28 protein-coding genes are annotated in these 25,632 nt (G+C 57.9%); 11 read left to right on the forward strand and 17 right to left on the reverse strand.

The window, feature by feature from the left end; translation table 11 throughout:
• Window positions 1-7: 7 nt before the first annotated feature.
• The 4 genes from flhA to AC2FIS_RS16810 are packed head-to-tail and all read left to right on the forward strand — an operon-like array spanning window position 8 to window position 4,291.
• Window positions 8-2,095 carry a flagellar biosynthesis protein FlhA gene (gene flhA / locus AC2FIS_RS16795; protein WP_496774489.1) on the forward strand — a complete coding sequence of 696 codons (2,088 nt, stop codon included), beginning with the start codon at window positions 8-10 and terminating at the stop codon, window positions 2,093-2,095.
• Window positions 2,092-2,865, forward strand: a complete 774-nt coding sequence (locus AC2FIS_RS16800; RefSeq protein WP_496774491.1) for a flagellar biosynthetic protein FliR — start codon at window positions 2,092-2,094, stop codon at window positions 2,863-2,865. The genes flhA and AC2FIS_RS16800 overlap by 4 nt, the downstream gene beginning before the upstream one ends.
• The gene (flhB, locus tag AC2FIS_RS16805) at window positions 2,862-3,947 is read left to right on the forward strand and encodes a flagellar type III secretion system protein FlhB (RefSeq protein WP_496774492.1); all 1,086 of its coding nucleotides are present in this window, start codon (window positions 2,862-2,864) and stop codon (window positions 3,945-3,947) included. Before AC2FIS_RS16800 ends, flhB begins: the two co-directional genes overlap by 4 nt.
• Complete coding sequence (locus AC2FIS_RS16810) at window positions 3,947-4,291, forward strand: hypothetical protein (protein ID WP_496774493.1); 345 nt, start codon at window positions 3,947-3,949, stop codon at window positions 4,289-4,291. The genes flhB and AC2FIS_RS16810 overlap by 1 nt, the downstream gene beginning before the upstream one ends.
• Window positions 4,292-4,328: 37 nt before the next feature.
• Here AC2FIS_RS16810 and AC2FIS_RS16815 read toward each other — a convergent pair whose 3' ends face one another.
• From AC2FIS_RS16815 to AC2FIS_RS16855, 9 genes are read right to left on the reverse strand one after another with little or no spacing between them, the layout of a single operon-like run.
• Window positions 4,329-4,856: a flagellar basal body-associated protein FliL gene (locus tag AC2FIS_RS16815; protein ID WP_496774494.1), complete on the reverse strand. Its 528-nt coding sequence runs from the start codon at window positions 4,854-4,856 to the stop codon at window positions 4,329-4,331.
• A gap of 10 nt (window positions 4,857-4,866) precedes the next feature.
• Window positions 4,867-5,598 (reverse strand): flagellar basal body L-ring protein FlgH, encoded by a 732-nt coding sequence (gene flgH / locus AC2FIS_RS16820; RefSeq protein WP_496774495.1) that lies wholly within the window; start codon window positions 5,596-5,598, stop codon window positions 4,867-4,869.
• Window positions 5,598-6,014, reverse strand: coding sequence for a flagellar basal body P-ring formation chaperone FlgA (gene flgA / locus AC2FIS_RS16825; RefSeq protein ID WP_496774496.1), 417 nt, complete (start codon window positions 6,012-6,014; stop codon window positions 5,598-5,600). Before flgA ends, flgH begins: the two co-directional genes overlap by 1 nt.
• Window positions 6,014-6,799, reverse strand: coding sequence for a flagellar basal-body rod protein FlgG (gene flgG / locus AC2FIS_RS16830; RefSeq protein WP_496774498.1), 786 nt, complete (start codon window positions 6,797-6,799; stop codon window positions 6,014-6,016). Before flgG ends, flgA begins: the two co-directional genes overlap by 1 nt.
• A 21-nt stretch (window positions 6,800-6,820) precedes the next feature.
• Window positions 6,821-7,531 (reverse strand): flagellar hook-basal body complex protein, encoded by a 711-nt coding sequence (locus AC2FIS_RS16835; protein ID WP_496774501.1) that lies wholly within the window; start codon window positions 7,529-7,531, stop codon window positions 6,821-6,823.
• Entirely contained in the window at window positions 7,531-7,803 is a 273-nt protein-coding gene (locus tag AC2FIS_RS16840) for a flagellar biosynthetic protein FliQ (RefSeq protein WP_496726699.1), read from the reverse strand. Before AC2FIS_RS16840 ends, AC2FIS_RS16835 begins: the two co-directional genes overlap by 1 nt.
• Before the next feature lie 4 nt (window positions 7,804-7,807).
• The gene (fliE, locus tag AC2FIS_RS16845) at window positions 7,808-8,098 is read right to left on the reverse strand and encodes a flagellar hook-basal body complex protein FliE (protein WP_113789169.1); all 291 of its coding nucleotides are present in this window, start codon (window positions 8,096-8,098) and stop codon (window positions 7,808-7,810) included.
• An 11-nt stretch (window positions 8,099-8,109) separates the two neighbouring features.
• Window positions 8,110-8,496, reverse strand: coding sequence for a flagellar basal body rod protein FlgC (gene flgC / locus AC2FIS_RS16850; protein ID WP_496774502.1), 387 nt, complete (start codon window positions 8,494-8,496; stop codon window positions 8,110-8,112).
• Window positions 8,497-8,508: 12 nt separating this feature from the next.
• Window positions 8,509-8,895 carry a FlgB family protein gene (locus AC2FIS_RS16855; protein WP_282120922.1) on the reverse strand — a complete coding sequence of 129 codons (387 nt, stop codon included), beginning with the start codon at window positions 8,893-8,895 and terminating at the stop codon, window positions 8,509-8,511.
• A gap of 86 nt (window positions 8,896-8,981) precedes the next feature.
• Between AC2FIS_RS16855 and AC2FIS_RS16860 the strand changes: the two genes are divergently transcribed.
• From AC2FIS_RS16860 to AC2FIS_RS16885, 6 genes are all read left to right on the forward strand, one after another.
• A complete protein-coding gene (locus tag AC2FIS_RS16860) occupies window positions 8,982-10,316 on the forward strand; it encodes a FliI/YscN family ATPase (protein WP_496774503.1) in 1,335 nt (444 codons plus the stop codon).
• Window positions 10,317-10,403: 87 nt separating this feature from the next.
• Entirely contained in the window at window positions 10,404-11,240 is an 837-nt protein-coding gene (locus AC2FIS_RS16865) for a flagellar motor protein MotB (protein ID WP_496774504.1), read from the forward strand.
• A gap of 99 nt (window positions 11,241-11,339) precedes the next feature.
• Complete coding sequence (locus AC2FIS_RS16870; RefSeq protein ID WP_282152851.1) at window positions 11,340-12,635, forward strand: flagellar hook protein FlgE; 1,296 nt, start codon at window positions 11,340-11,342, stop codon at window positions 12,633-12,635.
• A 34-nt stretch (window positions 12,636-12,669) separates the two neighbouring features.
• Window positions 12,670-14,121: a flagellar hook-associated protein FlgK gene (gene flgK, locus AC2FIS_RS16875; protein WP_496774505.1), complete on the forward strand. Its 1,452-nt coding sequence runs from the start codon at window positions 12,670-12,672 to the stop codon at window positions 14,119-14,121.
• Between the two features lie 2 nt (window positions 14,122-14,123).
• On the forward strand, window positions 14,124-15,131 hold the full coding sequence (locus AC2FIS_RS16880; protein ID WP_496774506.1) for a flagellin: 1,008 nt from the start codon (window positions 14,124-14,126) through the stop codon (window positions 15,129-15,131).
• A complete protein-coding gene (locus tag AC2FIS_RS16885; protein ID WP_496774508.1) occupies window positions 15,128-16,222 on the forward strand; it encodes a flagellar basal body P-ring protein FlgI in 1,095 nt (364 codons plus the stop codon). The genes AC2FIS_RS16880 and AC2FIS_RS16885 overlap by 4 nt, the downstream gene beginning before the upstream one ends.
• A gap of 62 nt (window positions 16,223-16,284) precedes the next feature.
• Here AC2FIS_RS16885 and AC2FIS_RS16890 read toward each other — a convergent pair whose 3' ends face one another.
• The 8 genes from AC2FIS_RS16890 to AC2FIS_RS16925 are packed head-to-tail and all read right to left on the reverse strand — an operon-like array spanning window position 16,285 to window position 23,768.
• Window positions 16,285-16,929: a DUF1523 family protein gene (locus tag AC2FIS_RS16890; protein ID WP_282152855.1), complete on the reverse strand. Its 645-nt coding sequence runs from the start codon at window positions 16,927-16,929 to the stop codon at window positions 16,285-16,287.
• A gap of 11 nt (window positions 16,930-16,940) precedes the next feature.
• Window positions 16,941-17,207, reverse strand: a complete 267-nt coding sequence (locus tag AC2FIS_RS16895; RefSeq protein WP_496774509.1) for a hypothetical protein — start codon at window positions 17,205-17,207, stop codon at window positions 16,941-16,943.
• On the reverse strand, window positions 17,208-18,545 hold the full coding sequence (locus AC2FIS_RS16900) for a DUF6638 family protein (RefSeq protein ID WP_496726709.1): 1,338 nt from the start codon (window positions 18,543-18,545) through the stop codon (window positions 17,208-17,210). It abuts the gene before it with no gap.
• A complete protein-coding gene (locus AC2FIS_RS16905; RefSeq protein ID WP_496726710.1) occupies window positions 18,545-19,171 on the reverse strand; it encodes a hypothetical protein in 627 nt (208 codons plus the stop codon). Before AC2FIS_RS16905 ends, AC2FIS_RS16900 begins: the two co-directional genes overlap by 1 nt.
• Complete coding sequence (locus tag AC2FIS_RS16910; RefSeq protein ID WP_496774510.1) at window positions 19,168-21,099, reverse strand: AAA family ATPase; 1,932 nt, start codon at window positions 21,097-21,099, stop codon at window positions 19,168-19,170. The genes AC2FIS_RS16905 and AC2FIS_RS16910 overlap by 4 nt, the downstream gene beginning before the upstream one ends.
• Window positions 21,100-21,152: 53 nt before the next feature.
• Entirely contained in the window at window positions 21,153-22,277 is a 1,125-nt protein-coding gene (locus AC2FIS_RS16915; protein WP_496774552.1) for a hypothetical protein, read from the reverse strand.
• The gene (locus tag AC2FIS_RS16920) at window positions 22,264-22,686 is read right to left on the reverse strand and encodes a hypothetical protein (RefSeq protein ID WP_496774511.1); all 423 of its coding nucleotides are present in this window, start codon (window positions 22,684-22,686) and stop codon (window positions 22,264-22,266) included. The genes AC2FIS_RS16915 and AC2FIS_RS16920 overlap by 14 nt, the downstream gene beginning before the upstream one ends.
• Window positions 22,687-22,688: 2 nt before the next feature.
• The gene (locus tag AC2FIS_RS16925; RefSeq protein ID WP_113789182.1) at window positions 22,689-23,768 is read right to left on the reverse strand and encodes a hypothetical protein; all 1,080 of its coding nucleotides are present in this window, start codon (window positions 23,766-23,768) and stop codon (window positions 22,689-22,691) included.
• Window positions 23,769-24,051: 283 nt separating this feature from the next.
• Between AC2FIS_RS16925 and AC2FIS_RS16930 the strand changes: the two genes are divergently transcribed.
• Window positions 24,052-25,527, forward strand: coding sequence for an NAD-dependent succinate-semialdehyde dehydrogenase (locus tag AC2FIS_RS16930; RefSeq protein WP_496774512.1), 1,476 nt, complete (start codon window positions 24,052-24,054; stop codon window positions 25,525-25,527).
• The last annotated feature ends 105 nt before the right edge of the window (window positions 25,528-25,632 follow it).

Raw genomic sequence — 25,632 nt, forward strand, 5'->3', positions numbered from 1 at the left:
GCTCTGTGTGCCCAAGATCGACGCCCGTTCGCTTTTCTCTCCGACCGTGCTGCTGGCGCTGGCGTTGATGACTGTCATCGTGATGATGATCCTGCCCATGCCCGCGTGGGTGCTGGACGTCGGCCTGTCCGCCTCATTTGCATTGGCGATTCTGATCTTCACACTGACGTTGTTCATCGAACGCCCGCTGGATTTCTCGTCCTTTCCAACGATCCTGCTTGCCTCGCTGATGCTGCGGCTGTCGCTGAACGTGTCCTCGACCAAGCTGATCATCGGTCAGGGCCATACCGGCCCCAGTGCTGCCGGAGACGTGATTGAAGGGTTTGCGAATTTTGTCATGGGCGGCAGCATCTTTCTGGGCCTGGTTGTTTTTGGTGTGCTGCTGATCGTGAACTTTATGGTCATCACCAAGGGTGCGGCGCGCATGGCCGAAGTCGGCGCGCGGTTTGCTCTGGACGGAATGCCCGGCAAACAACTGGCCATCGACAGCGACATGTCCGCCGGGGCCATTGACCATCAGCAAGCGAAAGAGCGCCGCGAACGTGAGCAACAGGAAACGACGTTCTTCGGCTCGCTCGACGGGGCCTCGAAGTTCGTCAAGGGGGATGCGGTTGCGGGGCTGTTGATCACGCTTCTGAACCTTGTGATGGGCCTGATTATGGGCGTGATCGTGCAGGGAATGCCTATCTCTGCCGCGTTTGAGACCTATGCCATTCTGACTGTCGGCGACGGGCTGGTTTCGCAAATTCCCGCCGTGATCATCTCAATCGCCTCAGCGCTATTGCTGGCGCGGGGTGGTACTCAGGGCGCAACCGACAGCGCGATTTTTTCGCAATTGGGTCGGCATCCGGCCGCATTGGGCACAGTGGCCATGCTGATGGTCTTGTTTGCGCTGGTGCCCGGCCTGCCCTTTCTGCCCTTCATCCTCGGCGCGGGCGTTCTGGGGTATGCAGCATACTCGGTGCACCGCAAGCAGAAGGCCGAAACAGACGCGGAACAGGCACCTTCATCCGAGGATGAAACCCAGGTTTCCCAAGCCATCGGGGACATTCTGGATCTGGACGACGTTCACCTGGAGTTCGCCCCTGATCTTGTCAGAATGGTTCTCAACCCCGGCACCGGGCTGGACGCACGAATTGCCAATATGCGCACATATGTCGCCTCAGGCTTTGGACTGATCCTGCCTGACATCCGCCTGACGGACCGGGCGGAACTGCCACTGGGAACCTATGTGATCAAGGTACAGGGGGTCGAGCAGGCACGCGGTGTTCTCAACCCCGATTTGGTATTGGCGCTGGTGCAAGACGGCCATGACATGCTGCCCGAAGGCAATGATGTGACCGAACCTGTTTATGGCGCCCCGGCGCGCTGGATTCTACCAAAGGATCAGGAAGCCGCGGCGCTGAGCGGCGCGACCATCGTTTCTCCCCCCGAGATTTTGGCGACCCATCTGCTTGAGATCATCAAACAGAACTTCGCGCGGCTGCTGACTTTGAAATCCCTGCGCCGATTGTTGTCCGAGATGACACGGCTTAGCGATCCGGTCCGGGCCGAAGCGAACCGCAAGCTGCTAGACGAGCTGATCCCGGACAAGGTGCCGATCGACACGTTACATTCTGTATTGCGACTACTGCTGGAGGAAAAAGTCTCGATCCGTAACATGGCCCTGATCCTTGAAACTGTGGCTGAGGCGCGCCTGACCACGACCCAACCCGAAGGGATTTGCGAGCTGGTCCGGCAAAGATTGGGATTCCAGTTGGTTGCCGACATGAAGCGGGGAGACGGTTCCATTCCGCTGATCCAGCTTGCGCCTGAATGGGAAGACACGTTTGCCTCGTACCAGATCGACGCGCCCAACACCGGATTGGATGTCGCCCTGCCGCCGAACCTGTTCAACAAACTGGCAGATGGTGTCGTCGAAACCGTCGCGCAATCCGCCGATCACGGGGTGTTCCCGGCGGTCGTGACCTCGACCCGCCGACGTCGATTGCTGCGCACGATCATGCAGGCGCGGGGGGTGTCGAATCCGGTCCTGTCCTTTGAGGAAATCGGGCTCGAGGCCAGACCCGCATTGGTCGGAACGATACCCGCATGATCGCCGTGCCTCCAGCGTTGCTGCCGGAACTGGCAGATGGTCTGTGGCACCTCTTTGCCGTCTTCCTGCGCATGTCGGCGCTGGTATCGCTATTACCCGCCTTCGGGGAACGCAGCATTCCAACCCGCGTCAAGCTGGGGATCGCCGCGGCATTTACACTGATCGTTACGCCCGCCGTTCCTGCGCCCGACCATGGCCAAGGGTTGTTGCCTTTGGTGCGGATGATTGGCACCGAAATACTTGTCGGACTGGCAATGGGCATTGGTTTGCGTTTGTTCGTGCTGGCCTTGCAAACTGCGGGATCCATTGCGGCGCAATCGACATCGCTGTCGCAGATTCTAGGCGGGGCCGCTGTCGATCCGGTTCCTGCAATGGGATATCTGTTGACACTCGCAGGTCTGACATTGGCGGTTCTGCTGGGCCTGCACATCCGCGTCGCGCAATTTCTGATCCACAGTTACACGCTGTTTCCAATGGGCGTTGCTCCGCTGGCACCGGACCTGTCGCAGTGGGGCGTTAAACAAATCGCGCGCAGTTTTAGTCTGGCGTTCAGCCTGGCCATGCCCTTTGTCATCGCGTCGCTGATCTATAACCTTGCGCTTGGGGTCATCAACCGGGCGATGCCTCAGTTGATGGTGGCCTTTGTCGGCGCCCCCGCGATCACCTTCGCGGGTTTGTTTCTGCTGTTTGCAGGCACCCCTTTGATCCTGTCTGTTTGGTCCGATGCCCTGTTCGCCTTCATTGTGAATCCGCTTGAGGCCACAAGATGAGCGGTCAGGACGACGACAGTGACAAGTCCTTTGAGGCCACACCGCAAAAGCTGCAGAAGGCGCGCGAAAAAGGGGAAATCGCCAAGTCCAACGATCTGAACGTCGTGGCGGCCTATGTCGGTTTGCTGATTGCCATGCTTGCTGCGGGGCAATTCGCTGTGGACCGTATGGGCACATTGTTCATCGTATTGATTGATCAGGCAGATGATTTTGGCCAACTGCTGACAACAGGTTCGGCTTCCAGCCCTGTGGGAGGGATGCTGCAGACGGCTGCTTGGTCTATTTCGATCCTGTTTGGCCTACCTGCTGCCGCCGTCCTGCTCAGCCTGATTTCGCAACGTGCGCTTGTTTTTGCGCCCACCAAACTGAAACCCAAGCTGTCGCGCATTTCGATACCGTCCAATGCGAAGAACAAATTTGGACGCAGCGGCTTGTTCGAATTTGCCAAGAGCTTTGCAAAACTGGTGATCTATTGCACATGCCTGGCGCTTTTTCTGCGCGCCAACCTCAGCGAGATTCTGTCTGCAAGCGCGACGCAAGCCCAGTCTTCAGTGATGTTTATGATGAATCTGCTAATTCGGTTCATGTCCATCGTCATTGCGGTGGCTCTGACCATCGGGGTGATCGATTATGTCTGGCAAAACGCCGAACACATGCGCAAGAACCGGATGTCGCGCAAGGAAATCCAGGATGAGACCAAAGATACCGAAGGCGACCCGCATGTAAAACAGCAGCGCCGCCAGCGCGCCCAGGACATCGCAACCAATCAGATGATGGCCGAGGTACCAAAAGCCGATGTCGTGATCGTGAACCCAACCCATTTTGCCGTCGCGCTGAAATGGTCCCGGACCGCCGGATCGGCACCGGTCTGCGTGGCTAAGGGCGTGGATTCCGTCGCAGCCGCCATTCGCGAGGCCGCCGGGCAGGCCGGCGTCCCAATCCACCCGGATCCACCAACGGCTCGTGCGCTGCATGCCACTGTTGAGATCGGGCAGCAGATCTCGGAAGAACATTACCGCCCCGTCGCCGCTGCGATCCGGTTTGCCGAGGCGATGCGCAAACGGGTGAAGGGGCAAATCTGATGAAACGCACACAGCTGCAGGATCTGGCCAAAGTGACCGAAGCCTCGTTTCAGCGAGAATACCAATCCCTGCGCCCGGTGCTCGAGGCCGAGGCACGGGTACAACAACAATTGGCCCGACTTGACGCCCAAGTCCAACAAACCCGGCAAGAGACAGCGTCTGCAGAAGGTTACCGTGTTACCGGCACAGATGTTCTCTGGAACGGGTGGGAATCGGCGACACGCAGGCAGCTCAACATGCAACTTGCGCGGTTACGAGCACAAAAGCTGACAGCCATTGCGAATCTGCGCGTCGCATTCGGGCGCAAGCAGGCGGTTTCAAATTTATGCAAAAAACCCCAGTAAGGACCTGCCTGTGATCCAACCAAGGCCCGCCGACCCGTCACGTATCCTGACGGTTCACACTCATGATCAAAACCTTTGAAACATCGTCCCCCAAATCCTTGCGCGCCTCATCCAGCAGCGCCTCGCGTAAGACGGCCAGGTTATCCGAGCGGGTGAAGTTCCCGTCAAAACCACCGGTATTGGCGTGGTCGAACAGCACCTGTAAAAAGCGGTCACGCAGCTTGGGTTCCGAGGCATAGAACGGCTCGGCCATTCCAGGTGTGACCTCAAGGCTTAGCGACATGGTGACGAGTGCTGCAATCCGATCAGATTCCACGATCGGAACCACGAATTGCTTGGTCAGCTTCAGATACTCATAAGAACCCGAACCTTCCTTTTTGTCCGCTTTGCCGGACTTCTTTGTTGTGGTATTCGGGTCTTTCTTCCTAGTCTTGTCTTGTTTTGACTCGACGTTCATATCTTTGGCAACGTCTGCCTTTTTGTCCGAAGGGGCCAGAAACACGCCTGCCGCGATGCCGCCACCCAAGCCCGCGAAAAGAAGGACGACCGGGATCAGTTTTTTCATCACTCTCTCCTCAGAATGGCAAAATTGAATCCAGGATTTGCTGCCCGTAACGGGGCTGCTGAACGTCAGTGATCTGACCGCGACCACCGTAGGACACGCGCGCCGACGCGATCTTGTCATAGGTAATCTCATTCTGGCGCGAGATATCCTGAGGGCGCACGTAGCCCGCGACCAAAAGTTCACGCAGCTCAAAGTTGACGCGCAATTCCTGCGAACCCGAGATCGAAAGCACCCCGTTTGGCAAAACATCAATCACGGTTGCGGCCACCCGCAGGGTCAGCTTTTCCTTTCGCTTTACTGATCCTTTGCCTTTGCTGGTCGACGAGGAATCGATCGAAACAGCTTCGTCCAGGGATGCGCCGTTTGGCAGGTGCTCGGCCGCGCGTTGCGGCAAGCCAAACAGCCCGGGCACCTCAAGACTTTCCGAACCGCTACGGGATCGGTTTGTGTCGTTGGATATCTCAGCCTTTTCGTCCAGCTCGATAACGACCGTCATGATGTCCCCTTTCTTGATCGCGCGCTGATCCCCCAGCAGGGACTGCTGGCCACCGCTCCAAAGCGAGGATTTGTCGACACTGCGCGCCGGCTGCGTATGCAAGGGCAAGCCCGGCCAAAGCATCGCCACGTGTTCCGGCGACTCATCATTGGGGGTAAAGCTTGGTGGTTTGCCAAGGTGATCCACACGGCCACAGGCCGACACGGTGAGAACGGCAACCAACAGAGTTTTAGGAAGTGCTGACATCAATTTACCTCGATCTGGCCGTTCGACCGGATATGTCCGGTTACGGTTGTGCGTGACGACAGGTTCATGACCCGGATACGATCCCCGACCGCGCCGCGGCCCAATGCGCGACCCTCGGCGGTGATGGACAGGGAGCGGCGGTCAAAAACAAGAACGACAAGATCGTTTCGATCCACAATTGCCGGCGGACCGAAATCGCCCTCGCGAATCGGACGCCCGGGGTACAGTGCGACGCGCGCCTCTTGCCCGACCAGAAAGTCCACATTGCTCACCGCGTTTGGAACCATCTGATCCTTGGTTTCCAGATCAGTGGCTGAAATGATTTCCTTGGCCCGGATGGTGCGTTTCGACACCACGATTTCAGCCATTGCCGGGATCGGAGCCGCCAAGGCCAGAACAAAACTCAGAACCCGCATCACCGCACCTGCGTAGTTGCGCTCATCATCTGATCGACAGCGGATATGACCTTGGCATTCATTTCATATCCTCTTTGTGCCTCGATCAGTTCGGTGACCTCGCGCACCGCATCGACCGAACTGTCCTCAAGATAGCCCTGCCGCAGCGTGCCCACCCCATCCTCTCCAGGTGCGCCAACCACAGGCGCGCCCGAAGCTTCGGTTTCCTTGAACAGGTTGCTGCCAATCGCCTCGAGCCCCTTGGCGTTGGAAAAACTGGCTAGGGTGAACTCTCCCAGCAGTTGCCCTTCTGGCGCGTCGTCGAAATAGGCATAAACCTCGCCCGCGGGGTTGATCGAGATCGACCGTGCATCGTCAGGAATGGTGATTTCGGGTGCGATGGCAAACCCGTCCGAGGTTACGATCAACCCTTCGGCGGATCGTTTCAGGCTGCCATCGCGGGTATAACCGGACTGGCCGTTGGGCAGCGTCACCTCCAGGTAACCGCGCCCTTCGATTGCAACATCCAGATCGCTTCCGGTGGCTGACAGGGCGCCCTGCGACAGCTGCGCGGTCACCGCCGCCGGACGGACACCCAAGCCTAATTGGATACCAGTAGGAAGCACTGTTCCGTCATTGGCATTGACCGCACCCGCCCGCGCCATCTGCTGATAGTGCAGATCGGCGAACTCAGCGCGCCGGGCGTTGTACCCCGTGGTGTTCATGTTCGCGAGGTTGTTCGAGATCGTCTCGACCCGCATTTGCTGCGCCGTCATTCCTGTTGCCGCAATTTTCAAAGCTCGCATGTCAAATTCTCCTTGTTCAAATCAGCGCATCAGCGCCTTGAGCGCGCCGCGCACCCGTTCGTCTTCGGCCTCCAGAAAGCTCTGACCCAATTCATAGGCGCGCTGAATTTCGACCATGCGCGAGACCTGCGCGATGGCATTCACATTCGATCCTTCGAGAAAACGGTGAACGACCACGGGTTCTTCGACTGGTTCAATGTCGCCCTCGGCCCGGAACTGCGTGCTGCCTTCACGCATCAACGTTTTGGGATTGGCAACGCGGTAAACCCCGATCTGGCCCAGCAATTGCCCGTCGACACTCAGCGTGCCGTCGCTGCCGACATCAATGGATGCCGCGTCCGGCGGGATAAAAACGGGCGCGCCATTGCTGTCCAGCACGCGGTGCCCATCCATGGTCACCAGATCCCCGTCCGCACTGGACGAGAAAGCACCAGCCCGGGTCAGCCGATTGCCCGCCGGGGTTTCGACCATAAAGAACCCATCCCCTTCGATGGCAAAGTCGAACTGCCCTCCGGTTTCGGTCAGCACGCCTTGCTGCAGCGAGGTATTGCGCACTTCGGCGCGGCTCATGGACAGGGACGGGTTTCCGGGCATATCGCGTACGAATTCCGAGAACACCAAACCTTGCGCGCGGTAGCCGGTGGTGTTGGCATTGGCGACGTTGTTCGCGACCAGCCGCATTTCGTTCATCAGACCCGATTGCCGGGACAGGGTGACATAGGCGGTATCCATCAGCGACCTCCTGCGATTAAAGGGATGAGTGTTCCTGCGAAGAACGTGACCAGCGTCTGGGTCATGAATCCCATGGAAATCCAGAACACGATCACGATGGCGATCAGTTTGGGCACGAAGGTCAGCGTCATCTCCTGCACCGAGGTCAGCGCCTGGAACAGACCAACGATCAGGCCCGAAACCAGCGCCACCGCCAGGATCGGAACCGAGGTGATGACCGCGACCCAAAGCGCCTGACGCACGATGTCATAGAACAGACCTTCGCTGAGCATTGCGTCAGACCGGCATCCGCAGGATTTCCTGATAGGCCTCGACCACCTTGTTGCGCACGATCACAGCCGTTTCCACGGCCAGTTCGGTCTGCGCCAGCGCCTGCACCAAAGCATGCGGATCGGCTTGTCCTGTCATCGCGGCCTGCGACATCTGCTCGGACTGTTTCAGCGTCGCGGCAAAGTCCTGAAACCCTGCCCGCAGCCCCTGGGCCATTCCGGCATGGTCCGGATCAGCTTGCGTTGCCGGGCGCGCGCCCGCGTAACTCTGGGCTGCATTGATTGCTCGGATATCCATTCTGGTGCCCTTTATTTTCTGAGGAGGTCCATCAGGCTCGACGACATCTGACGAGTCTGATCGAACATCTTGAGGTTGGCTTCGTAACTGCGTTGCGCCTCGCGGGCGTCGGCGATCTCGATCATCAGATCGACGTTCGAGCCACGATAGTGACCCGTGTCATCGGCCATCGGGTGGCTAGGGTCATAGATGCGCGACAGCGCGCGACGGTCCAGCTTGACCCGCCCTGCCTGCACCATTTCTTTGCCGTCTTTGTTCACGGCTTCAAACGGGACTGTCTTGCGGCGATAACCCGGTGTATCCGCGTTCGAGATGTTTTCGGACACATGGCGCAAACGCGCGGCCTGCGCGCGCAAGGCGCTGGCAGAGGCGGTCAGAGAATGGGAAAAGTCACTCATCCTACGGCCCCCTTATGCCCGGCCGACGCTGCTGCGCAGAATATTCATTGAAGATTTGTAGATCGCCAGGGCGCGGTCATGCTGACGCTTGACCTCGACGCCCTTTAGCATCTCTTCCTCGACGGAAACGCCATTGCCATTTGGGTCACCCGAAGGAGTGGCTTCAATCTCAGCCCAGGGCTTTGGGCCACCAACACCATTCAGATGTCCCGCCCGCGTGGCAGTCATTGCGACCTCACGACCCGAGCTTTCGAATGCTTTTTGAAAGGCCTCGATATCGCGGGGCTGGTAGCCTGGCGTATCCGCGTTGGCCATGTTTCGTGCAATGACGGATTGCCGTTGCCCGGCATGGGTTGCCATTGCGTACGCGGTCTTAAAGACGTTCAGGTCATAGAACATCGGGGCTTCTCCCTCGATCAATTTCAATCAAGGCTTAACCCCGATTCCTTTAAAAACCGTTTTCAGAAACCGTTGGAGAACCCACGATGTCCGATCTCGACCCGATGCTTTTGAAATGTGAAATCGACCGCCTGACTGCCACACGCCATATGGGGCATGTGGCCGGCGTCGCGCGAGGGGTTATAGAAGTTGAAGGCCTCGCAGCGCATGCGCGGATCGGGGATCATGTGACCTTACGCCGACGCAATGGGCCGGATCTGGCAGGCGAGATATTGCATGTCGAATCGGATCTGATTCACATGCTGCCCGCCACGGCACCGGACGGGGTCTGCCTTGGTGACAGAGTGATTCTGAACCAAACACCAGCCTTTGCGCCGGGAATGCACTGGTTGGGACGGGTGGTCGACCCGTTTGGCATTCCATTGGACGGAAAACCACTGCTGTCAGGAGTTCAGGAGCAGGACATAATGCAAGCCCCTCCACCTGCGGTCGATCGCAAACCTTTGGGTCAACGAATGGAGACTGGTCTTGCGATGCTGAACACTATGCTGCCCATCGTTCAGGGTCAGCGCATTGGACTGTTCGCCGGCTCTGGCGTGGGAAAGTCCACGCTGCTTGCAACGCTGTCGCGGTCGATGCAGGCGGATGTGGTAGTCGTCGCGCTGGTCGGTGAGCGTGGGCGCGAAGTGAACGAGTTTGTCGAACACGCGTTGGGTGCCGAGGGGATGAAGCGGTCGATCGTAGTGGCCGCAACGTCTGATCAATCCGCCCTTGCGCGCCGCCGTTGTGCCTGGTCTGCGATGTCGGTGGCGGAATACTTGCGCGATCAGGGCCTGAACGTCCTGTTTCTGGCCGATTCTGTCACCCGTTTTGCCGAAGCGCATCGCGAAATTGCTGTTGCTACAGGTGAACAACCGTCGCTTCGCGGGTTTCCACCTTCAGTGACCCCATTGATTGCGGGCCTTTGCGAGCGCGCGGGTCCGGGCACTGGCGAACAGGGCGACATCACGGCCGTGTTCAGTGTTTTGGTCGCAGGATCGGACATGGATGAGCCAATCGCCGATATCCTGCGCGGTGTTCTGGACGGCCATATCGTCCTGAGCCGCGAGATTGCCGAGCGTGGGCGGTTTCCGGCGATCGACCTCAGCCGCTCTGTCTCGCGCAGCTTGCCCGGTGCGGCCACAGTGGAAGAAAACCAGTTGATCTCGCAAGCCCGCCGACTGGTTGGCAGCTATGAACAGTCCGAGGTGATGATCAAAGCCGGGCTCTATTCCGAGGGTTCCGATCCGCTGTTGGATCAGGCCGTGCGCGTGCATGATGAGCTGGACGCCTTTTTCGCCAAGCCCGAAACGGATGGAATCAAAAACAGCTTTGATCGCCTGCAACTGATCCTGCACCGCGCCGGAGCCGCCTTGGTGTAGCAGCGATATCGCGACAGTTTTAAACGTTAAGCCCGCCTTAAGACCTGCACTGCTACCCCGGTAGCGGGTGATAAAAAGGTGGTGGAGATGGGTGCGCAATCCAATGCGGCGCCAATCATCATCAAGAAGAAACGTGTGTCCGGTGGCGAAGGTCACCACGGTGGCGCGTGGAAAGTCGCGTATGCCGACTTTGTCACGGCCATGATGGCGTTCTTCATGTTGATGTGGCTGCTGAATGCAACGACAGAAAAACAACGCAAAGGGCTGGCGGATTATTTCTCGCCAACGATTCCTGTAAATCCGGTGTCAGGCGGTGGTGACGGCGCCTTTAGCGGCAATAACATGTTCTCGGAAAAATCCATGGTGATGGATGGCTCGGGTGCCAGCCAGAAAAGCCCGACGGTCGCCCGGCAGGCCCGCGGATCGGTTGGCGTGAACGCAGACGGCGGCAAAGAAAACCTCGAAGATTTCTCCTCTCTCGAGGCCAAGCTTCTGGGACGCGCAGGTGAAAGTCTGGTATCGGACAAGGTCTTGAAACATATCGTCACGCGGGTCACCGACGAAGGTTTGGTGGTCGAGCTGTTCGATACCGAGGATCAGCCGCTGTTCGAATCGGGTACCGACAAGCCAACCGCCATGATGCGCGCGCTCGCCTTGCTGGTGGCGCGATCTTCGGACCTGGTGCAGAACTCCATTGCTGTCGAGGGACATGTGCGTGCCTCGCCGGTCGTTCTGGCGCAAAACCCGGCCTGGGATTTGTCGACGACCCGCGCTCAGGCCGTGCGCCAGATGTTGCAAGGCAAGGGTCTGGCTGCCGAAAGGCTGGATCGGGTCACGGGGCACGCAGACCGCGAGTTGACGGCCAAAAACCCGATGGCGGTTCGCAACAACAGGATCGAGATCATTTTTCTGCGCACGCCGTAGAATTCAAAAGGATAGAACGCATTTTACCTGTTAGCGTGCTGTTAAGGGCCAGTACGTTAGCTGTTGCATCACGTTTTGACGCAACAGAAGGGCGTGCCAATGACAATTTCCTCTTCGCTGAATGCCGGTGTGGCCGCTTTGAAGGCCAACGCGAACCGGCTGGCGACCATCTCTGACAATATCGCCAACTCGTCCACCTTTGGCTACAAACGGGTTGAGACCGACTTTCACTCGATGGTCACCTCCGGTCAGGGCGGAAGCTATTCGGCAGGTGGTGTCAGAACCACAAGTCAACGCATGATCGACCAGCGCGGATCGCTGGTCACAACGAACAATTCAACCGACCTGGCAGTGCGCGGCCGTGGCCTGCTACCCGTGCGGCCCAGCTCTCAGGTGGCGTCAAACTCGAATGAAATGCTTCTGACCACAACCGGCTCGTTTCGCACCAATGAGCAGGGTCATCTGGTAACGCAATCGGGGCTTGTTTTGTTGGGTTGGCCCGCTGGCCCGGACGGATCGATCCCTAATGTGCCAAGGGATACACCAGCTGCGCTGGAACCCGTCAAACTCAGCGTCAATCAATTGACCGGCTCGCCGACCACAAGCATGAACCTGCGCATGAACCTTCCGGCCACGGCGACGGATGCCGGCGCACCGGGTGACGCACAGCCTTTGTCGGTTGAATATTTTGACAACCTCGGAAAATCAGAATCCGTAAACATTGAACTGGTCCCGACTGTGCCCGGAACAGGATCCAGCAATGAATGGACCATGACGCTGCGCGATACCGCATCTGGCGGTGCGGTGATCGGAGAGTACCGCCTGACCTTCACCGACAGCCGAACCGCAGGCGGCACGCTGGCCAGCGTGACTACCATTTCAGGTGGTGCTTACGATCCGGCAAATGGCAGTTTTGTGGTAAACGTAGATGGTGGGCCGATGGAGATCAATATCGGTCAGATCGGCGACAAAAATGGGATTACGCAGCTGTCTGATACGTTTGCCCCGGTGTCGATCACACGCGACGGTGCCCCGGTTGCAACAATGACCGGCGTAAAGGTGGATGAAAACGGATATGTCTACGCGCAATACGACAGCGGTGTCAGCCGGCGCGTGTATCAGATACCGCTTGTCGATGTTCCCAATCCCAATGGGTTAACGGCGCTGGACAACCAGACTTACGCCCCCTCCCGCGATAGTGGAACGTTCTTCCTGTGGAACGCGGGCGATGGGCCGACCGGCGATCTGGTATCCTTTGCGCGTGAGGAATCCACGACCGACGTCGCAACTGAACTGACCTCGATGATCCAGACGCAGCGGGCATTTTCTTCTAGCGCCAAAGTGATCCAGACAGTCGACGAGATGCTTCAGGAAACGACAAACATCAAACGTTGATGCAGGGCTTTGAGCTAGAGAAAGGACCTGTCCGATGAACATGACGACAGCATTGAACAACGCGTTGGGCGGTCTGACCGCCGCAAGCCGCAGGGCCGCAGTTGTCTCGGGCAACATCGCCAACGCCCTGACACCGGGCTATGCGCGTCGCTCGCTGGAATTGGCGACAAGTCCGATCTCAGGCAACGGCGTGCGCACCGTCGGTGTGACGCGCCATCAGGACCCGGCCCTGGTCGCCAACCGGCGCGATTCCGACGCAAATCTTGCCGGTGCAAGCGCAACCTCAGAGTTCTACACACGTTTTGAGAAGGCCGTGGGTTCGGTTGATGACCCCAAATCCTTCGCCTCTCGGTTGACCGATTTTGAGAACAGCATGACAACGGCCGCTAGCCTGCCCGATTCCAAAGTGCGGCTAGATCAGGCGGCCCGCGCCGCACGGGATTTGGCGGACAGCCTTAACGCGGCATCCGAAGGTCTACGTCAGGCGCGGTCGGATGCGGACAGGACCATCGGCAAGCAGGTCGACCGCCTGAACCAGTCATTGCAGGATATCGAAAACCTGAACAACAAGATCCCCAGCATCAAGAATTCTGGCGGCGATATCAATGCCTTGCTGGATCAGCGCCAAGTATTGATTGATCAAGTGAACGAACTGATGCCGGTCAATGTCGTAGCGCGGGATAACGACCGTGTGTCGTTATATTCAGACGGCGGCCTGATCCTTTTAGAGGGGCAGGCAGCGGAATTCAGTTTTACGACAACCGGCGAAACCAAGCCGCACATGACAATTGCCAACAGCCTTTTGTCCGGGCTTGAAATTAACGGGCAGCCTGTGCGTACCGGCGGCAATAGTGCGCAGCTTAGGGGCGGGGTCCTGGCGGCTCAGTTCGAGATTCGCGATGAACTGGCGGTTGAGGCTCAAGTACACTTGGACACCGCAGCCCAAGACCTGATCGAACGGTTTGAGACCGCCGGTCTTGATCCGACCGTCACAGCAACTGATCCCGGCGTGTTCACCGATGATGGCAATCGCTACGACGCAGCTGCAATAACCGGATTGGCTTCGCGCATACGCTTGAACGTGGCGGTGGACCCCGATGCAGGTGGTAAAAGCTGGAAATTGCGGACGGGCCTCGGCGCCGCCACTCCAGGGGATCCGGGCGATGCAACGCAGCTGAGGGCCTTTGGAGCAGTCCTGAACGATGCCCGCCCCGTTGCCGGGGGGCTCTATGGCACCGGCAACATGCGGGCTGCGGAGATTGCCGAGGCGCTGCTGTCTAAGGCCGGAGCTAACGCCCATGCCGCTGAGGGGCGCATGACATTCGCCAAGCACTCACAACTGGAAATGGCCAAGATCGAAGCCGAACGCGGCGTGGATACTGACACCGAACTGCAAAATCTGATGCAGATCGAAAAGACATATGCCGCGAATGCGCGGCTCATCTCGACCGTGGATGAGATGATGGACACTCTGCTGAGGTTATGACGATGAATTTGACATCCATTGGTGATCTGGCGCGTGGTTTGACGCTGAGAACCCGGTCGACCGAGATCAAAAACCAGATCGAAACATTGTCCTACGAATTGTCGTCAGGACGGGTTCAGGACTTGTCTGGCCATCTGGACGGTGATTACTCTCATCTGCTGGATCTGGATCGCAGCCTGTCCAGACTGGATGCGTTCAAAGTATCGACCGCCGAAGCCGGGTTGTTCACGGATGCAATGCAGCTGAGCCTGAATACAGTTGCCGGCGCTGTTGAGGGGATTACCGCCTCACTTCTGTCCTTTGGCACCTCAAATCAGGCGGTGACCCACGAAAACGCATCGGCTCAGGCCAAAAACGAACTGGACGCAATCGTATCTGCGTTGAACACCCGCGCCGGAGGGCGCAGCCTTTACTCGGGCACCGCAACGGATGTCTCTCCGCTTCCGTCCGCTGACACGCTGATCACCGCGCTAGAGGCCGAGTTGACGGGCGCAGCTACTGTCGCGGACATCCGGCAGAGGGCAGAGGATTGGTTCAACGATCCTACCGGGTTCGATGCGGTAATTTATCAGGGATCTGGCACAAAACTGGCCCCCATGCAGATATCCGAGAATGAAAGCGTTTCAATTCCTGTGACAGCGACCGATCCAGCCATCAAAGCCGCACTTCGCGACATCGCAGTCGCAGCGGTGGTCGCGGACAGCGGTCTGAATGTCCCGATGCAACAAAGAACGGCCTTGTTCAAACAATTGGCCGTCGATCTGGTCAACGCCAAGGATCAGTTGGTGGGGCTGCGCGCCGATGTCGGCGCGACCGAGGCCCGAATCGAACAGGCGCAAACGCGAAATAATGCGGCGCGGACTAGCCTGCAAAGCAGCCGAAGCACATTGATCGCGGCGGATCCCTATGAAACCGCCACTCAGTTGCAAACCGTGCAGTTCCAACTGGAAAGCCTGTATTCGGTCACCGTTCGCAACGCGAACCTGTCGCTGGTGAATTTCCTGAGATGAGAGTTCTTGTTTTTCTTCTGATGTTGCTTCCTGGCCTGGCCTCCGCCGGCGCGATCCGACTGAAAGATCTGGTGAACTTCGACGGGGTTCGCGGAAACGATCTGGTCGGCTATGGTCTGGTTGTGGGGCTGAATGGAACCGGTGACGGGCTCAGGAATTCGCCCTTTACCGAAGAGATCATGTCCAACATTCTCGAAAGGTTGGGCGTCAACGTCAACGGCGAAGATTTCCGCCCCAAAAACGTGGCCGCCGTTCTGGTGACTGCAACCCTGCCGCCTTTTTCGCGCGTTGGGGGGCAGATCGACGTGACGGTCTCTGCCATCGGGGATTCTAAAAGTCTGCTGGGCGGTACGCTGATCATGACGCCATTGAACGCTGCTGACGGGCAGATTTACGCCGTTGCGCAAGGTACCGTTTTGGCAGGCGGCGTGTCGGCTGAGGGAGAGGCCGCCTCTGTTGTGCAGGGCGTTCCTACATCCGGCGTGATCCCGTCCGGGGCAAGGGTGGAGAGAGAGATAGACTTTGAACTTTCGGCGCTTACCCAGATGCGCCTTGCTTTACGAGAACCCGATTTTACAACGGCAGGCAGGATCGAGCTTGCCATCAATACCGAGTTCAACAGCGCAGTGGCCATCATGCGCGATTCCGGGACGGTTGAGCTGAACATCGCGGCAACGCAGGCAATTTCGACCGCCCACGCGCTTGGGCGGATCGAGAACATTCTGGTTGAACCCGAAACCAAGGCCCGCGTCGTCGTTGATCAGCGTTCGGGCACGATTGTGATGGGGCAGGAAGTACGGATATCCCGCGTGGCGGTCTCGCAGGGCAATCTTACGCTCACGGTCGAAGAGGCGCCGATTGCGGTTCAACCCAACCCCTTCGCGCGTGGCGAAACTGTTGTGGTGCCCAGAACAATCGCGGGAATAGAAGAAGAGGAAGGCACCGGGTTGGCTGAAATACCCGAAGCGGCAACCTTGTCCGAAGTCGTGGCAGGTCTGAACGCGCTTGGAGTGTCGCCCCGCGACATGATCGACATTCTGAAAACGATCAAAGCCGCCGGAGCGTTGCACGCCGAATTTATCGTACGCTGAGGAACTCAGATCAGCAGGTCACTGCCAAGACTGGCGGAGGGGCCAAACGGCCCCTCAAAAACTTATTTGGATTTCCAACTGTTCAGCCATTTTCGGAACCTGCTGCCCTGCTCTTCTATGGCGTCGCCGGCGGCATAAAGGCCATCTTCCATATTCTCGATCACGGGATCGACCCGCGCCTCGCGAAACCGGCGCCAGCGGACCCAAAGGGCCCAAACTATCGCGAAGAATACGGTCAGGAAAATGATATTGAACCAGGGAATAATCCGAACGTCAGGACTGTCGACTGCCCAGATCTTTACTGCATTCGGGAAAATTGAAAGGAACTCACTGCGCCAGCCATAATGGCGCACGACAACCCAACGGGGCGCCTCGGTCGTCGATTTCTGGTCCGCCGCTTCGGCTTGCAAGTTCGAGGAATTCAGCTTGAAATAGGGCGGCCAGCCCCAGCCCGTGTCTTCGTTCCGATACACCATGACCTTGCCGTTGGTCTTGCGGGTCTGAATGAAAAACACATCGCGGTTTGGCGTTGTCGCATCACTGCCGACGTCATGAACCGACCAGAAGATGCTGTTCTCACCGGGGTCGATCCGTTTCTCATAGGTATCCGAAATCCGAACCACATCGTGCTGCGGAAGGGTGTAATTCAACACCGCCGCAATTGTGCCCCAGAACAGGATGATGATAGCCCATTTGACGTAACGCATCAGCGAAACCCTCACATGAAGTTCGTAACATAAATCAGGATTCCGATCAGGCCCAGCGGCACCACGTAAATCCCAAGGATCAGTTTGCGGCGAAACGATCCGTCGTATTTTTTTAGTCCGCGCTGGACAAAGGTATCGCGGTCGCCGGTCAGACCCTTTTTCTCCCAATGGGCGATCAGTTTGCCACGTCGAACCCGACGGGAATAGATTGATACGCCCACGTAAATGACCGTCAGAACGACCAGCAACGGGATCAAAAAGCGCAGTGCGACGAACATTTAACTTCTCCCTACTGCGCCCCAAGGGCCGACGCGTGCGATGATGTCTTCGCTGACCCGGTCGTTGCCGTTCATATCCGGTTCGTGGCCGAATAGTGCGGCCCGGGCGCCAGCCTTATCCACCTGATACTCGCGCGCAAGGAAGTCGGCAACATAGGCTTTCTTGGCCTCGGGCCATGTCGCATAGGTGCGGTAGAACAGCTCCTTATGGCAAATGAATACCTGACGCGGGTCCAACGGGGCCAGTTCCGCCAACAACATGTTCACCAGATCGCGGTTCGGTGTGTTGGTTGCGCGCAGCGTATAGAAATAGGCCGGGTGATCTGACGTGATGCGCGGCCACGGCCCGCCATCCTTTGCCCAGCGCAGCAATTGCGCCAGACCGTGATAGGCGTCGGGCAGACGATCCGAATGGTTTCGCGCCAACCTTCGCATATCGCCACGGTCCAACCCTGTTAGGTCAACGCCTGCATCGGCTGCGGCATCCACGGTCAGGAAGTCCATTTTCTGCTGCAGGATTGCAGCGGAATTGACACCGCGCGCCTCGATGATCGTTTCGACTAAGTCGTTTAGCCCGAGGAACTTGGCAATCTGGTTCCGCTGAGATGGGTCAAAAACGTATTTGATCGGCATATCGTCGGGTCTGTCGCCCATACAGATCACCGCCGGATGATCCAGATCGGGGAATAGGTAGAGCCCGTCGAAGTGCGCCGTCCAGAAGTTGCGCTGCTCAAATGCGGTATGGCGCAAGCGAACCGGGTTGCGGGTGACGTCGCCGGTTTCTTTGGCCGTTTCGATCATCCTGGCGATCAGCACATCGTCGAACCAGGCATCCTCTTCGGTCTTGAACCGTTCGACCATGCCCGCCAGTTGCTGTGCCTTGCGCAGGGTGCCGCCAGCGGTGTCAGCCTCAACCTCGATCTTGCGCAGGTTCAGCAGATCGCGCGGGGTGGTGAGTTTGATGACCGAGTTCACCAACTCTCCGGCCACTGCATCGGTGGCGGTCAGGGCGAACAGCTGCGCCTCGTTCATTTCGATGAATTCGCGCAGGATATCGCGCGAGGTCGAGAATTTGACGTTCAGCAGAGGCGCGCGTTTCTGCTCGGTCGTCAATAGGATGAACTGTCGGTTGACCCCGTTGGGGTTGAGGTAGAGCTCATCCTCCAGCTCAATCCCCACCTCTGGTGAATAGCCCGAGATATCGACATGGAAATCCGTCAGCGCCGTGGTCTTGCCCGCCAGATGCTGCAGCGCGCGGTTATACCGCTCGACCAGAGCCGGGCTGGAGATGTGGACGAGGTTGCCGAACATCAGGCCTTTTTCGATGAGGCGGATCATCAGCTCAACTTCTTTCTAAGCTTCGCTTCGATTTCTACTAAAGCTTCCTGATATCGATTTCGGAACTCATCATCGTCGGAAAATCTGGCATACATTACTCGCCAATCCTTCCAATAACTTCTCTGTGCGATATCTCGATCCTCAGTCGATAATGAAGGGTTTTTCGCTCTCAAGTGTTCCTGGATTACTCTCCGCAATTCTGCTTCAAGTTCGAAAATTGGATTCAACAAACTGCTGTAGGCCGCTCCCCAAACGGCATCTGCTTCAAGCGACAATGGATAAAGCTCTGATCGAATTTCTACGACTTTCGCCCATCTCTTCTCATACTCTGCTGCCGCTTGACGGTAGCGATTGAGTTCAATCTCACTTTGGTTTGGATGCGAGTCACTGTTCTTCGAGGCAAAAGTTTCACTGTAATCAAACGCAGGGTGTCTCGCTTCTTCGACTGCGTCTCTATGCCTATAAATATGTTTCAGAATCGCTGTTACCAGATCGTGGTTGGTTTGGAATGTTATCTGGGATTTCCAGGTTCGCAGCCCACGACAAGCGGCAACAGATGCCACTATCGCTGCTATCGCCATTATAATGTTGGCCACCGCAGAAATTTCTTCTGACACAAATGTCACTCCTTCCCCTCCAGATACCGCCGCTTGGCCTCTTCCATCCGGCCCATCTCGCGGACCGCGTTCTCGATGGCGACCTCGTCGCTCTTGTCGGCATAGCGGAACTCGCTGTCGGCGTAGCGGTTGATCTCCTGGATCACCATCTCGACGGTGATCGGCTGACGCAGGTCCTCGATCATGGCCTTCTTGGTGTCGTAGTCGCGAAACAGGAACAGGTCGGGGTTTTCCATCCACTCGTCGGGCAGTTCGAAATCCATCGCGCGGACTTTCACCGCGTCGGTGATGTTCTTGATCGCCCGGCCGGTGAACCGCTCATCCGCCTGTTGGATCGCCTTCAGGTAGGTGCCCATCTTGGCAATCGTATCCATCTGGCCGATATCGCCGGACACCCGGTCATAGACCTGCAGCAGAGCCTCTTCGTGCGGGCGGGAATGACTTTCGAAACTGGCAGCGACAGCCTTTTTGATTTCCTGCGCGGCATAGGCCTCGTGTTCGCCCAGCGGGATGTCGTGGTTGCGGCCCATCAGCAGGTGCAGGATGTCGATGTAATCCTCGCGCGTTTGCGGACCATCCACCAGGAACCGCGCGCCGGCCCGCTGGCGCAGCGCGTCGTCCACATTCTCGGGGTAGTTCGAGAACATGCCAAAGGTGCAGTTGCCGCGCACGACGGTGTTGGCGCCCGCAAAACTCTCCATCAGCACGGCGGTGATTTCCAACTGCCCGGCCGAGGATTGCCGGTCACCGCGTTTGCCCGCCAATTGGTCGATGTCGTCGATGGTGCCGAAGCCGATGACCGAAGGGTCGATGATCGTATTGATAAAGGCCTTGGCGTTCTGGCCGGATTTGCCCTGATAGCTGTCGATATTATCGGTGCTCAGGTTTTGATAGCGGAACGGATAGCCCGCGTTCTGGCAATAGTCGTTGATCAGCCCGGCCATCATCTGGATCAGGGTGGTCTTGCCGGTGCCCGGTTTACCGTCGCCCATGAAGGTGAAGATGAACCCGCCAAGTTCGGCAAACGGGTTCAGGCGACGGTCAAAATCATAGGCCATCACCATCTTGGCCAGCTTCATCGCCTGATACTTTGCGATATGGTTGCCGACCACCTCGTTCGGTTTCTTGAACGTCATGGTCAGGGTGGTGGATTTGGCCTTGGAGGCCGGTTCGAACCCCCGGATCGTCAAATCATCGGCTTCAATATGCCAGGCGGCGTTCTGGAACGGGGCCAGATGACCTGCGGATTGGGCGCGCAGCGCAGCCTTTTCCATCAGTTGCTCGGCATAGGCACTGGTGGCGGCAATCAGGTGGGCATCGTCGGGGGCGTGTTTGGCAAGGGTCTGGTCCAGCTCCCACAACGCGCCATGCAGGGCGAGTTGGCCGTTGTCGGTCAGAACCTCTTCGATCTCACCAATATCGGCGGTCGTTTCGCCCAGATGCGAGGAGATCAGATAGGCCAGCGCATTTCCAAACGTGTGCGAGGTGATCAGAGCCTCAGCCGTCAGCAGTTCCGAGAATTCGGTCTTGCGCGCGGCGGGCAAGTCTCCAGCAAGATTCGCGCGTTTCAGATCAGCCAGAGAGGTCTGTTCCGCATAGGTCTCAGCCACAGCCAAGGCGATGGCAATGGCGCGGCGGATGGCCTGCTGCGTGGTCGCCTGAGGCGGCGAGACCAACACATCGCCATCATCCGAGGCCTCAATCCGTTCGACCAGATGCACTCCGGCTGCGCGCACGGTTCGGCGTGTCACCAGCCCCGGAGTCGTGGAGCGGAACCGCCGCCCAGTTGAAACGCCCGGAGACCGCTCGACCGCCACCTCAACCGCTTTGGCAATCCGCGGCGCGTGTTCAAAGCCGTTCAGCAAGGCGGTCGCTGCCGGATAATGCTTGCGAATATCGTCTTCGCGCAATTCCATCTGATCTGACGTCAAACTCATTTCAAAACCGCCCTTGCTTCATCTTTTCAAAAACACTCCCGCCGGAGGCCAAACTAATAGAGCAACACCTGCCCGGCTTTGCTGACCACGAATTTGCGCACATCCCCAAATCCCGGCGGGTTACGCTCAGCCAGCACCTGAAACGGGCGCTGGGGCAGAATGATCGACCTCTGAGTACGGGTGGCCCCGGTTTCGGCCCCTTGCCCGCCGAACGGGTCGAGCGCGAAGACCTCGCGCTCGACTGTGGAAAACCACCCGGCACGCTCTTCGATCACCTCTTCGCTTTCCAGCTCTTCTGTGGTCCAAGCCAGTGCCCAGTCCTGACCTTGCGGTGCCTGTGCGTCCTCAAGAACCTGCCGCAACGGGCCGGTTTGCTCGGTGTAGGCCGAGGAATACATCGGACCTACGTGGATGCGGCGCAGGTGTTTGGGGTGCAGGTCGTCGAAATCCTGATCGAAGCCTTTGGCAATTGTCACCAGTTTCAGCCCACCTAAGCTTTGCGCCATCAGATGCGACTGAACTTCGGGCCAACGACGTTGGTCCTTGGGCAGGGCGGTTTTGCCGCTGTCCTCCAACTGCATCAGATAGATGACCGGCAGGTTGATCTGGCTGTCATAGACTGCCCAGTGGATCATGAACTTGCGCCGCTCGCCCTCATTTCCGATCCAGTGGCATTCGGGATCATTGCGGGCCCAGAACAGCTGACCCTTTAGCAATTCCTCGTAATAGAGCCTTTGCGACAGGGCGAATTGCAGCTTGGTGGGGATTTCCTGATCGCCGATGATCGTCCGTACCATGTCGGTTTTCAGATCATCTTCCGAGGGCATATTTGCCAGATGCACCTGCGCCTGTTGCGCGTCATTGGCCATGGTCAGCAGCTCGGCCGCCACCGGAAACCCGCTGTCTCGCTTGTCCATGGCGAGGCTCCCGAAGAACCGCCCCGTATCGCGCCCGACCAGCAGGTATTTCATACTCAGTGCGCGGAAGGTGTAGAGCAGCCCCGAGAGGTAACGAGACACGATCCGCACCTCTTGCTTGCTGATCGCGCCCTCCGCCTCCATCGTTGCGGCCACGCGCAGGAGATGGACGGTGATCACTTCGAACTTGCGGAAATAGCGGCGCGAGGCGAAGGTGTCAGTCAGGCCGACATGGTCTTGGATGGGATCAGTGTTCAACAGCTTTGTCCCATAGCCTGCGAAGGTCGGCAGACGCAATCTGTCGATGGGTGCGCGCCATTTCAAGAAGGTCGCTCGGAGAAAAACGGTGCAAGTACTGACCGAAAAACCCACATCGCCGAAATAATCCTACAAATGTCGGCCCAATAAACCTGATCATTTGCCAAACGAGGAATGTTATCGACAATGGGGCAAACAATAATGCAGTGATCCCAAGCGCGCCTTCGCCGTTACCCGTAAGGAAATACACAAGCGTTGCGCAAAGTCCGAACAACGCCAACAAAGGAGCTGAGAAAAGAAAGTACCAGCCCATCGTATACATCATGACAAACAGTAGACCGACGTTGCCAGCTAACCAGCGATAGAGCGTCCAACTGGTTTGTTCAGATCGGCTCAAGCTCACTTCGTCCAAGCTCAACCCCCATACAAATTCTTATCATGCTTCTCGACAATCGAGGCGAAGCGGCGGGCAAAGCGTTCATCCGCCTTGGCCTTTTTCTCCAGCACGTCGCGGGCAAAGACCATGTGGTCCTCATGCGCCTCAAGCATGTCGGCCATCTTCTGGTTGGTCGCGGTGCCGATGGCGGCCATGGCGGTTTGCGCCTCTTGGTCGGTCTGCACACCGATCTCGTTGATACGGTGGGCCACGTCCTGCTGCTGTGCGGTTTTCAGCGATTTGGTCAGGGCGTCATACAGCACCACGCGCTGTTGCGTGTCTGTCTGCAGCTTGTTGATCAGCACCATCTGCGTCGCCGCCTGGTTCTGTAGGGAGTCGACCCAGGTCTTGCCCTTTTCGATGTAGCGCTCCAGCGTTTGCGACTTGGCCAGCTTGACCTGCTCTTCCTGAACCTTGGCATTGTACTGCTTGTTCAGCTCGGCCAGTTCGGTTTCCAATTGGGTCCGCGCGGCCGCGTCCTGTTCGACGCTGATTTTGTTCTCCAGAGTGATAATCGTCGGGTCCATGCCCTGAATTTCAGCCCGCAAAGCCTCCAGTTCGGCCACCGTCGCCTCGCGGTCGTCCAGCGTGCCGGTCAGGTTTTCCTCGACCTTCACGCGCTGTTCTTCCAACACGGATAGCTGCCCTTGCAGCAATTGAACGATAACGTCGGATTTGGCGATCAGGTCCTGCAGCTTGTCGTCGATATTGGCGGTGCGCATGCGTTCCTGCCGCATCGACTCGGATTTGCCCTTGGAGAAGATGCCGACAAACGTCTCCCACCCGGATTTCGAGCGCATCTCGTCGAAATCCTTGGAAAAGGCGCTGGTGACGTCGTCCAGACCCATGATCAGCTCGGCGATATTGGCGTTCATCACCTCGGTATGGGCGTGAACATCCTCAAGCGTGGCGTTTTCGATGTCGATGTCGGCCTCGGCAGAGCCGATCTTAGAACGCGCGGCTTCGATCCGGGATGTCAGCCCTTCGATCTGAGACTGGCTTTCGCGCACTTTTTGCTGCGTTTCCTCAATCAACGCATCAAACTGCTGGTTCGACATCTGTCCTATTCCTTTTTTAATTATGCACCCAACAAGATAGGAGATGTTACGATCATTTACATCCCCTTGGGCATCCAATCCTGTGGAACTTTGGCAAACTCCGCGAAAAAAAGATAGGCGGGTTGACACTTTGACCTCAGATCGCATGAATGCGCCCCGGTAGGCAAAAAACGTCACGTTTACCATACGAAAACTGGATTGATCTGACCCCACGGGTGGCCATAGACAATCCGGGAGGCACATGTTTGAGTGCTAACAAATTTTTATTGCCGGAGGCTGACCCATGCTGGACGCGACAACCGACCTGAAATCAATCCTGAAAAACCCCGATCTGCTTGTAACCAAAGCCTATATCGGCGGTCAGTGGGTCGACGGGGACAATGGCACCTTTGCCGTGACCAACCCTGCGCGCGGCGACGTCGTAGCCGAAGTCGCAGACCTGAGCCGCGCGCAGGTCGCCGGCGCGATCGCACAAGCTGAGGCTGCGCAAAAGGAATGGGCCAAGCTGACCGGCAAGGAACGCGCCGTGATTCTGCGTCGCTGGTACGACCTGATGATGGAAAACGCCGAAGATCTGGGCAAAATCCTGACCGCCGAGCAAGGCAAGCCGCTGGCCGAGGCCGTTGGCGAGATCGGATATGGCGCGTCGTTCATCGAGTTCTTCGGCGAAGAGGCCAAGCGCGTTTATGGCGAGACGATCCCCGGTCACCAGCGCGACAAGCGGATCATGGTGCTGAAGCAGCCGATCGGCGTTGCAGCCTCGATCACGCCGTGGAACTTCCCCAATGCGATGATCACCCGCAAGGCAGCTCCGGCGCTGGCGGCAGGCTGTGCATTCGTCGCACGTCCGGCCAAGGAAACACCGCTGTCCGCATTGGTCATGGGCGTTCTGGCCGAACAGGCTGGCATCCCGGCTGGTGTGTTCAACGTATTGCCGTCCTCCAGCGCCAGCGAGATCGGGAAGGAATTCTGCGAAAACCCCGGCGTGCGCAAGCTGACCTTCACCGGCTCGACCGAAGTGGGGCGCATCCTGCTGAAACAAGCCGCTGATCAGGTCATGAAATGCTCGATGGAACTGGGCGGCAACGCGCCATTCATCGTGTTCGACGATGCAGATCTGGATGCGGCAGTCGAAGGCGCAATGATGTGCAAGTTCCGCAACAACGGCCAGACCTGTGTCTGTGCCAACCGCATCTATGTTCAGGCCGGTGTCTATGACGAATTTGCTGCCAAACTGAAAGCCGCTGTCGAGGCGCTGAAAATCGGTGATGGTCTGGCTGAGGGCACAACAACCGGCCCGCTGATCAACGCCGAAGCAGTGGTCAAGGTCGAAGAGCACATCAAGGACGTCACCGACAAAGGCGGCGCGGTTCTGACCGGCGGTCTGCCGCACGATCTGGGCGGCACCTTCTTTCAGCCGACTATCGTAACCGGCGTAACGCAGGACATGATGGTGGCGCAGGACGAGACCTTTGGCCCACTGGCGCCCCTGTTCAAATTCGATGACGAAGACGACGTGATCGCCATGGCAAATGACACGATCTTTGGTCTGGCGTCTTACTTCTACGCCAAGGACCTCAGCCGCGTCTACAAAGTGGCCGAGGCGCTGGAATACGGCATCGTCGGCGTCAACACAGGCATCATCTCGACCGAGCTTGGCCCGTTTGGCGGCGTTAAGCAGTCCGGCCTGGGCCGCGAAGGCAGCCACCACGGTTTGGAAGACTATCTTGAGATGAAATACGTCTGCTTGTCGGTCTGATCTGAAAAGGCCCCGGTGCTGTGTGCCGGGGCCATTACGTTTGTCACAAAACTGCAAACAAACCGTCACATCCCTGCAATGACCCGCGTTCATCCCCCTCTCATC

The sequence above is a fragment of the Ruegeria sp. CDSB113 genome, assembly GCF_059611045.1.

Coding starts and splice junctions, on each gene's coding strand:
- AC2FIS_RS16930 (WP_496774512.1), top strand. CDS start 24,052: ATGCTGGACGCGACAACCGACCTGAAATCAATCCTGAAAAACCCCGAT.
- AC2FIS_RS16895 (WP_496774509.1), bottom strand. CDS start 17,207: ATGTTCGTCGCACTGCGCTTTTTGATCCCGTTGCTGGTCGTTCTGACG.
- flgK (WP_496774505.1), top strand. CDS start 12,670: ATGAACATGACGACAGCATTGAACAACGCGTTGGGCGGTCTGACCGCC.
- AC2FIS_RS16835 (WP_496774501.1), bottom strand. CDS start 7,531: ATGGATACCGCCTATGTCACCCTGTCCCGGCAATCGGGTCTGATGAAC.
- AC2FIS_RS16870 (WP_282152851.1), top strand. CDS start 11,340: ATGACAATTTCCTCTTCGCTGAATGCCGGTGTGGCCGCTTTGAAGGCC.
- AC2FIS_RS16900 (WP_496726709.1), bottom strand. CDS start 18,545: ATGATCCGCCTCATCGAAAAAGGCCTGATGTTCGGCAACCTCGTCCAC.
- AC2FIS_RS16800 (WP_496774491.1), top strand. CDS start 2,092: ATGATCGCCGTGCCTCCAGCGTTGCTGCCGGAACTGGCAGATGGTCTG.
- flgA (WP_496774496.1), bottom strand. CDS start 6,014: ATGCGGGTTCTGAGTTTTGTTCTGGCCTTGGCGGCTCCGATCCCGGCA.
- AC2FIS_RS16815 (WP_496774494.1), bottom strand. CDS start 4,856: ATGAAAAAACTGATCCCGGTCGTCCTTCTTTTCGCGGGCTTGGGTGGC.
- AC2FIS_RS16885 (WP_496774508.1), top strand. CDS start 15,128: ATGAGAGTTCTTGTTTTTCTTCTGATGTTGCTTCCTGGCCTGGCCTCC.
- flgH (WP_496774495.1), bottom strand. CDS start 5,598: ATGTCAGCACTTCCTAAAACTCTGTTGGTTGCCGTTCTCACCGTGTCG.
- AC2FIS_RS16910 (WP_496774510.1), bottom strand. CDS start 21,099: ATGAGTTTGACGTCAGATCAGATGGAATTGCGCGAAGACGATATTCGC.
- AC2FIS_RS16860 (WP_496774503.1), top strand. CDS start 8,982: ATGTCCGATCTCGACCCGATGCTTTTGAAATGTGAAATCGACCGCCTG.
- flhB (WP_496774492.1), top strand. CDS start 2,862: ATGAGCGGTCAGGACGACGACAGTGACAAGTCCTTTGAGGCCACACCG.
- fliE (WP_113789169.1), bottom strand. CDS start 8,098: ATGGATATCCGAGCAATCAATGCAGCCCAGAGTTACGCGGGCGCGCGC.
- flgG (WP_496774498.1), bottom strand. CDS start 6,799: ATGCGAGCTTTGAAAATTGCGGCAACAGGAATGACGGCGCAGCAAATG.
- AC2FIS_RS16890 (WP_282152855.1), bottom strand. CDS start 16,929: ATGCGTTACGTCAAATGGGCTATCATCATCCTGTTCTGGGGCACAATT.
- AC2FIS_RS16840 (WP_496726699.1), bottom strand. CDS start 7,803: ATGCTCAGCGAAGGTCTGTTCTATGACATCGTGCGTCAGGCGCTTTGG.
- AC2FIS_RS16865 (WP_496774504.1), top strand. CDS start 10,404: ATGGGTGCGCAATCCAATGCGGCGCCAATCATCATCAAGAAGAAACGT.
- AC2FIS_RS16855 (WP_282120922.1), bottom strand. CDS start 8,895: ATGTTCTATGACCTGAACGTCTTTAAGACCGCGTACGCAATGGCAACC.
- AC2FIS_RS16880 (WP_496774506.1), top strand. CDS start 14,124: ATGAATTTGACATCCATTGGTGATCTGGCGCGTGGTTTGACGCTGAGA.
- AC2FIS_RS16810 (WP_496774493.1), top strand. CDS start 3,947: ATGAAACGCACACAGCTGCAGGATCTGGCCAAAGTGACCGAAGCCTCG.
- AC2FIS_RS16925 (WP_113789182.1), bottom strand. CDS start 23,768: ATGTCGAACCAGCAGTTTGATGCGTTGATTGAGGAAACGCAGCAAAAA.
- flgC (WP_496774502.1), bottom strand. CDS start 8,496: ATGAGTGACTTTTCCCATTCTCTGACCGCCTCTGCCAGCGCCTTGCGC.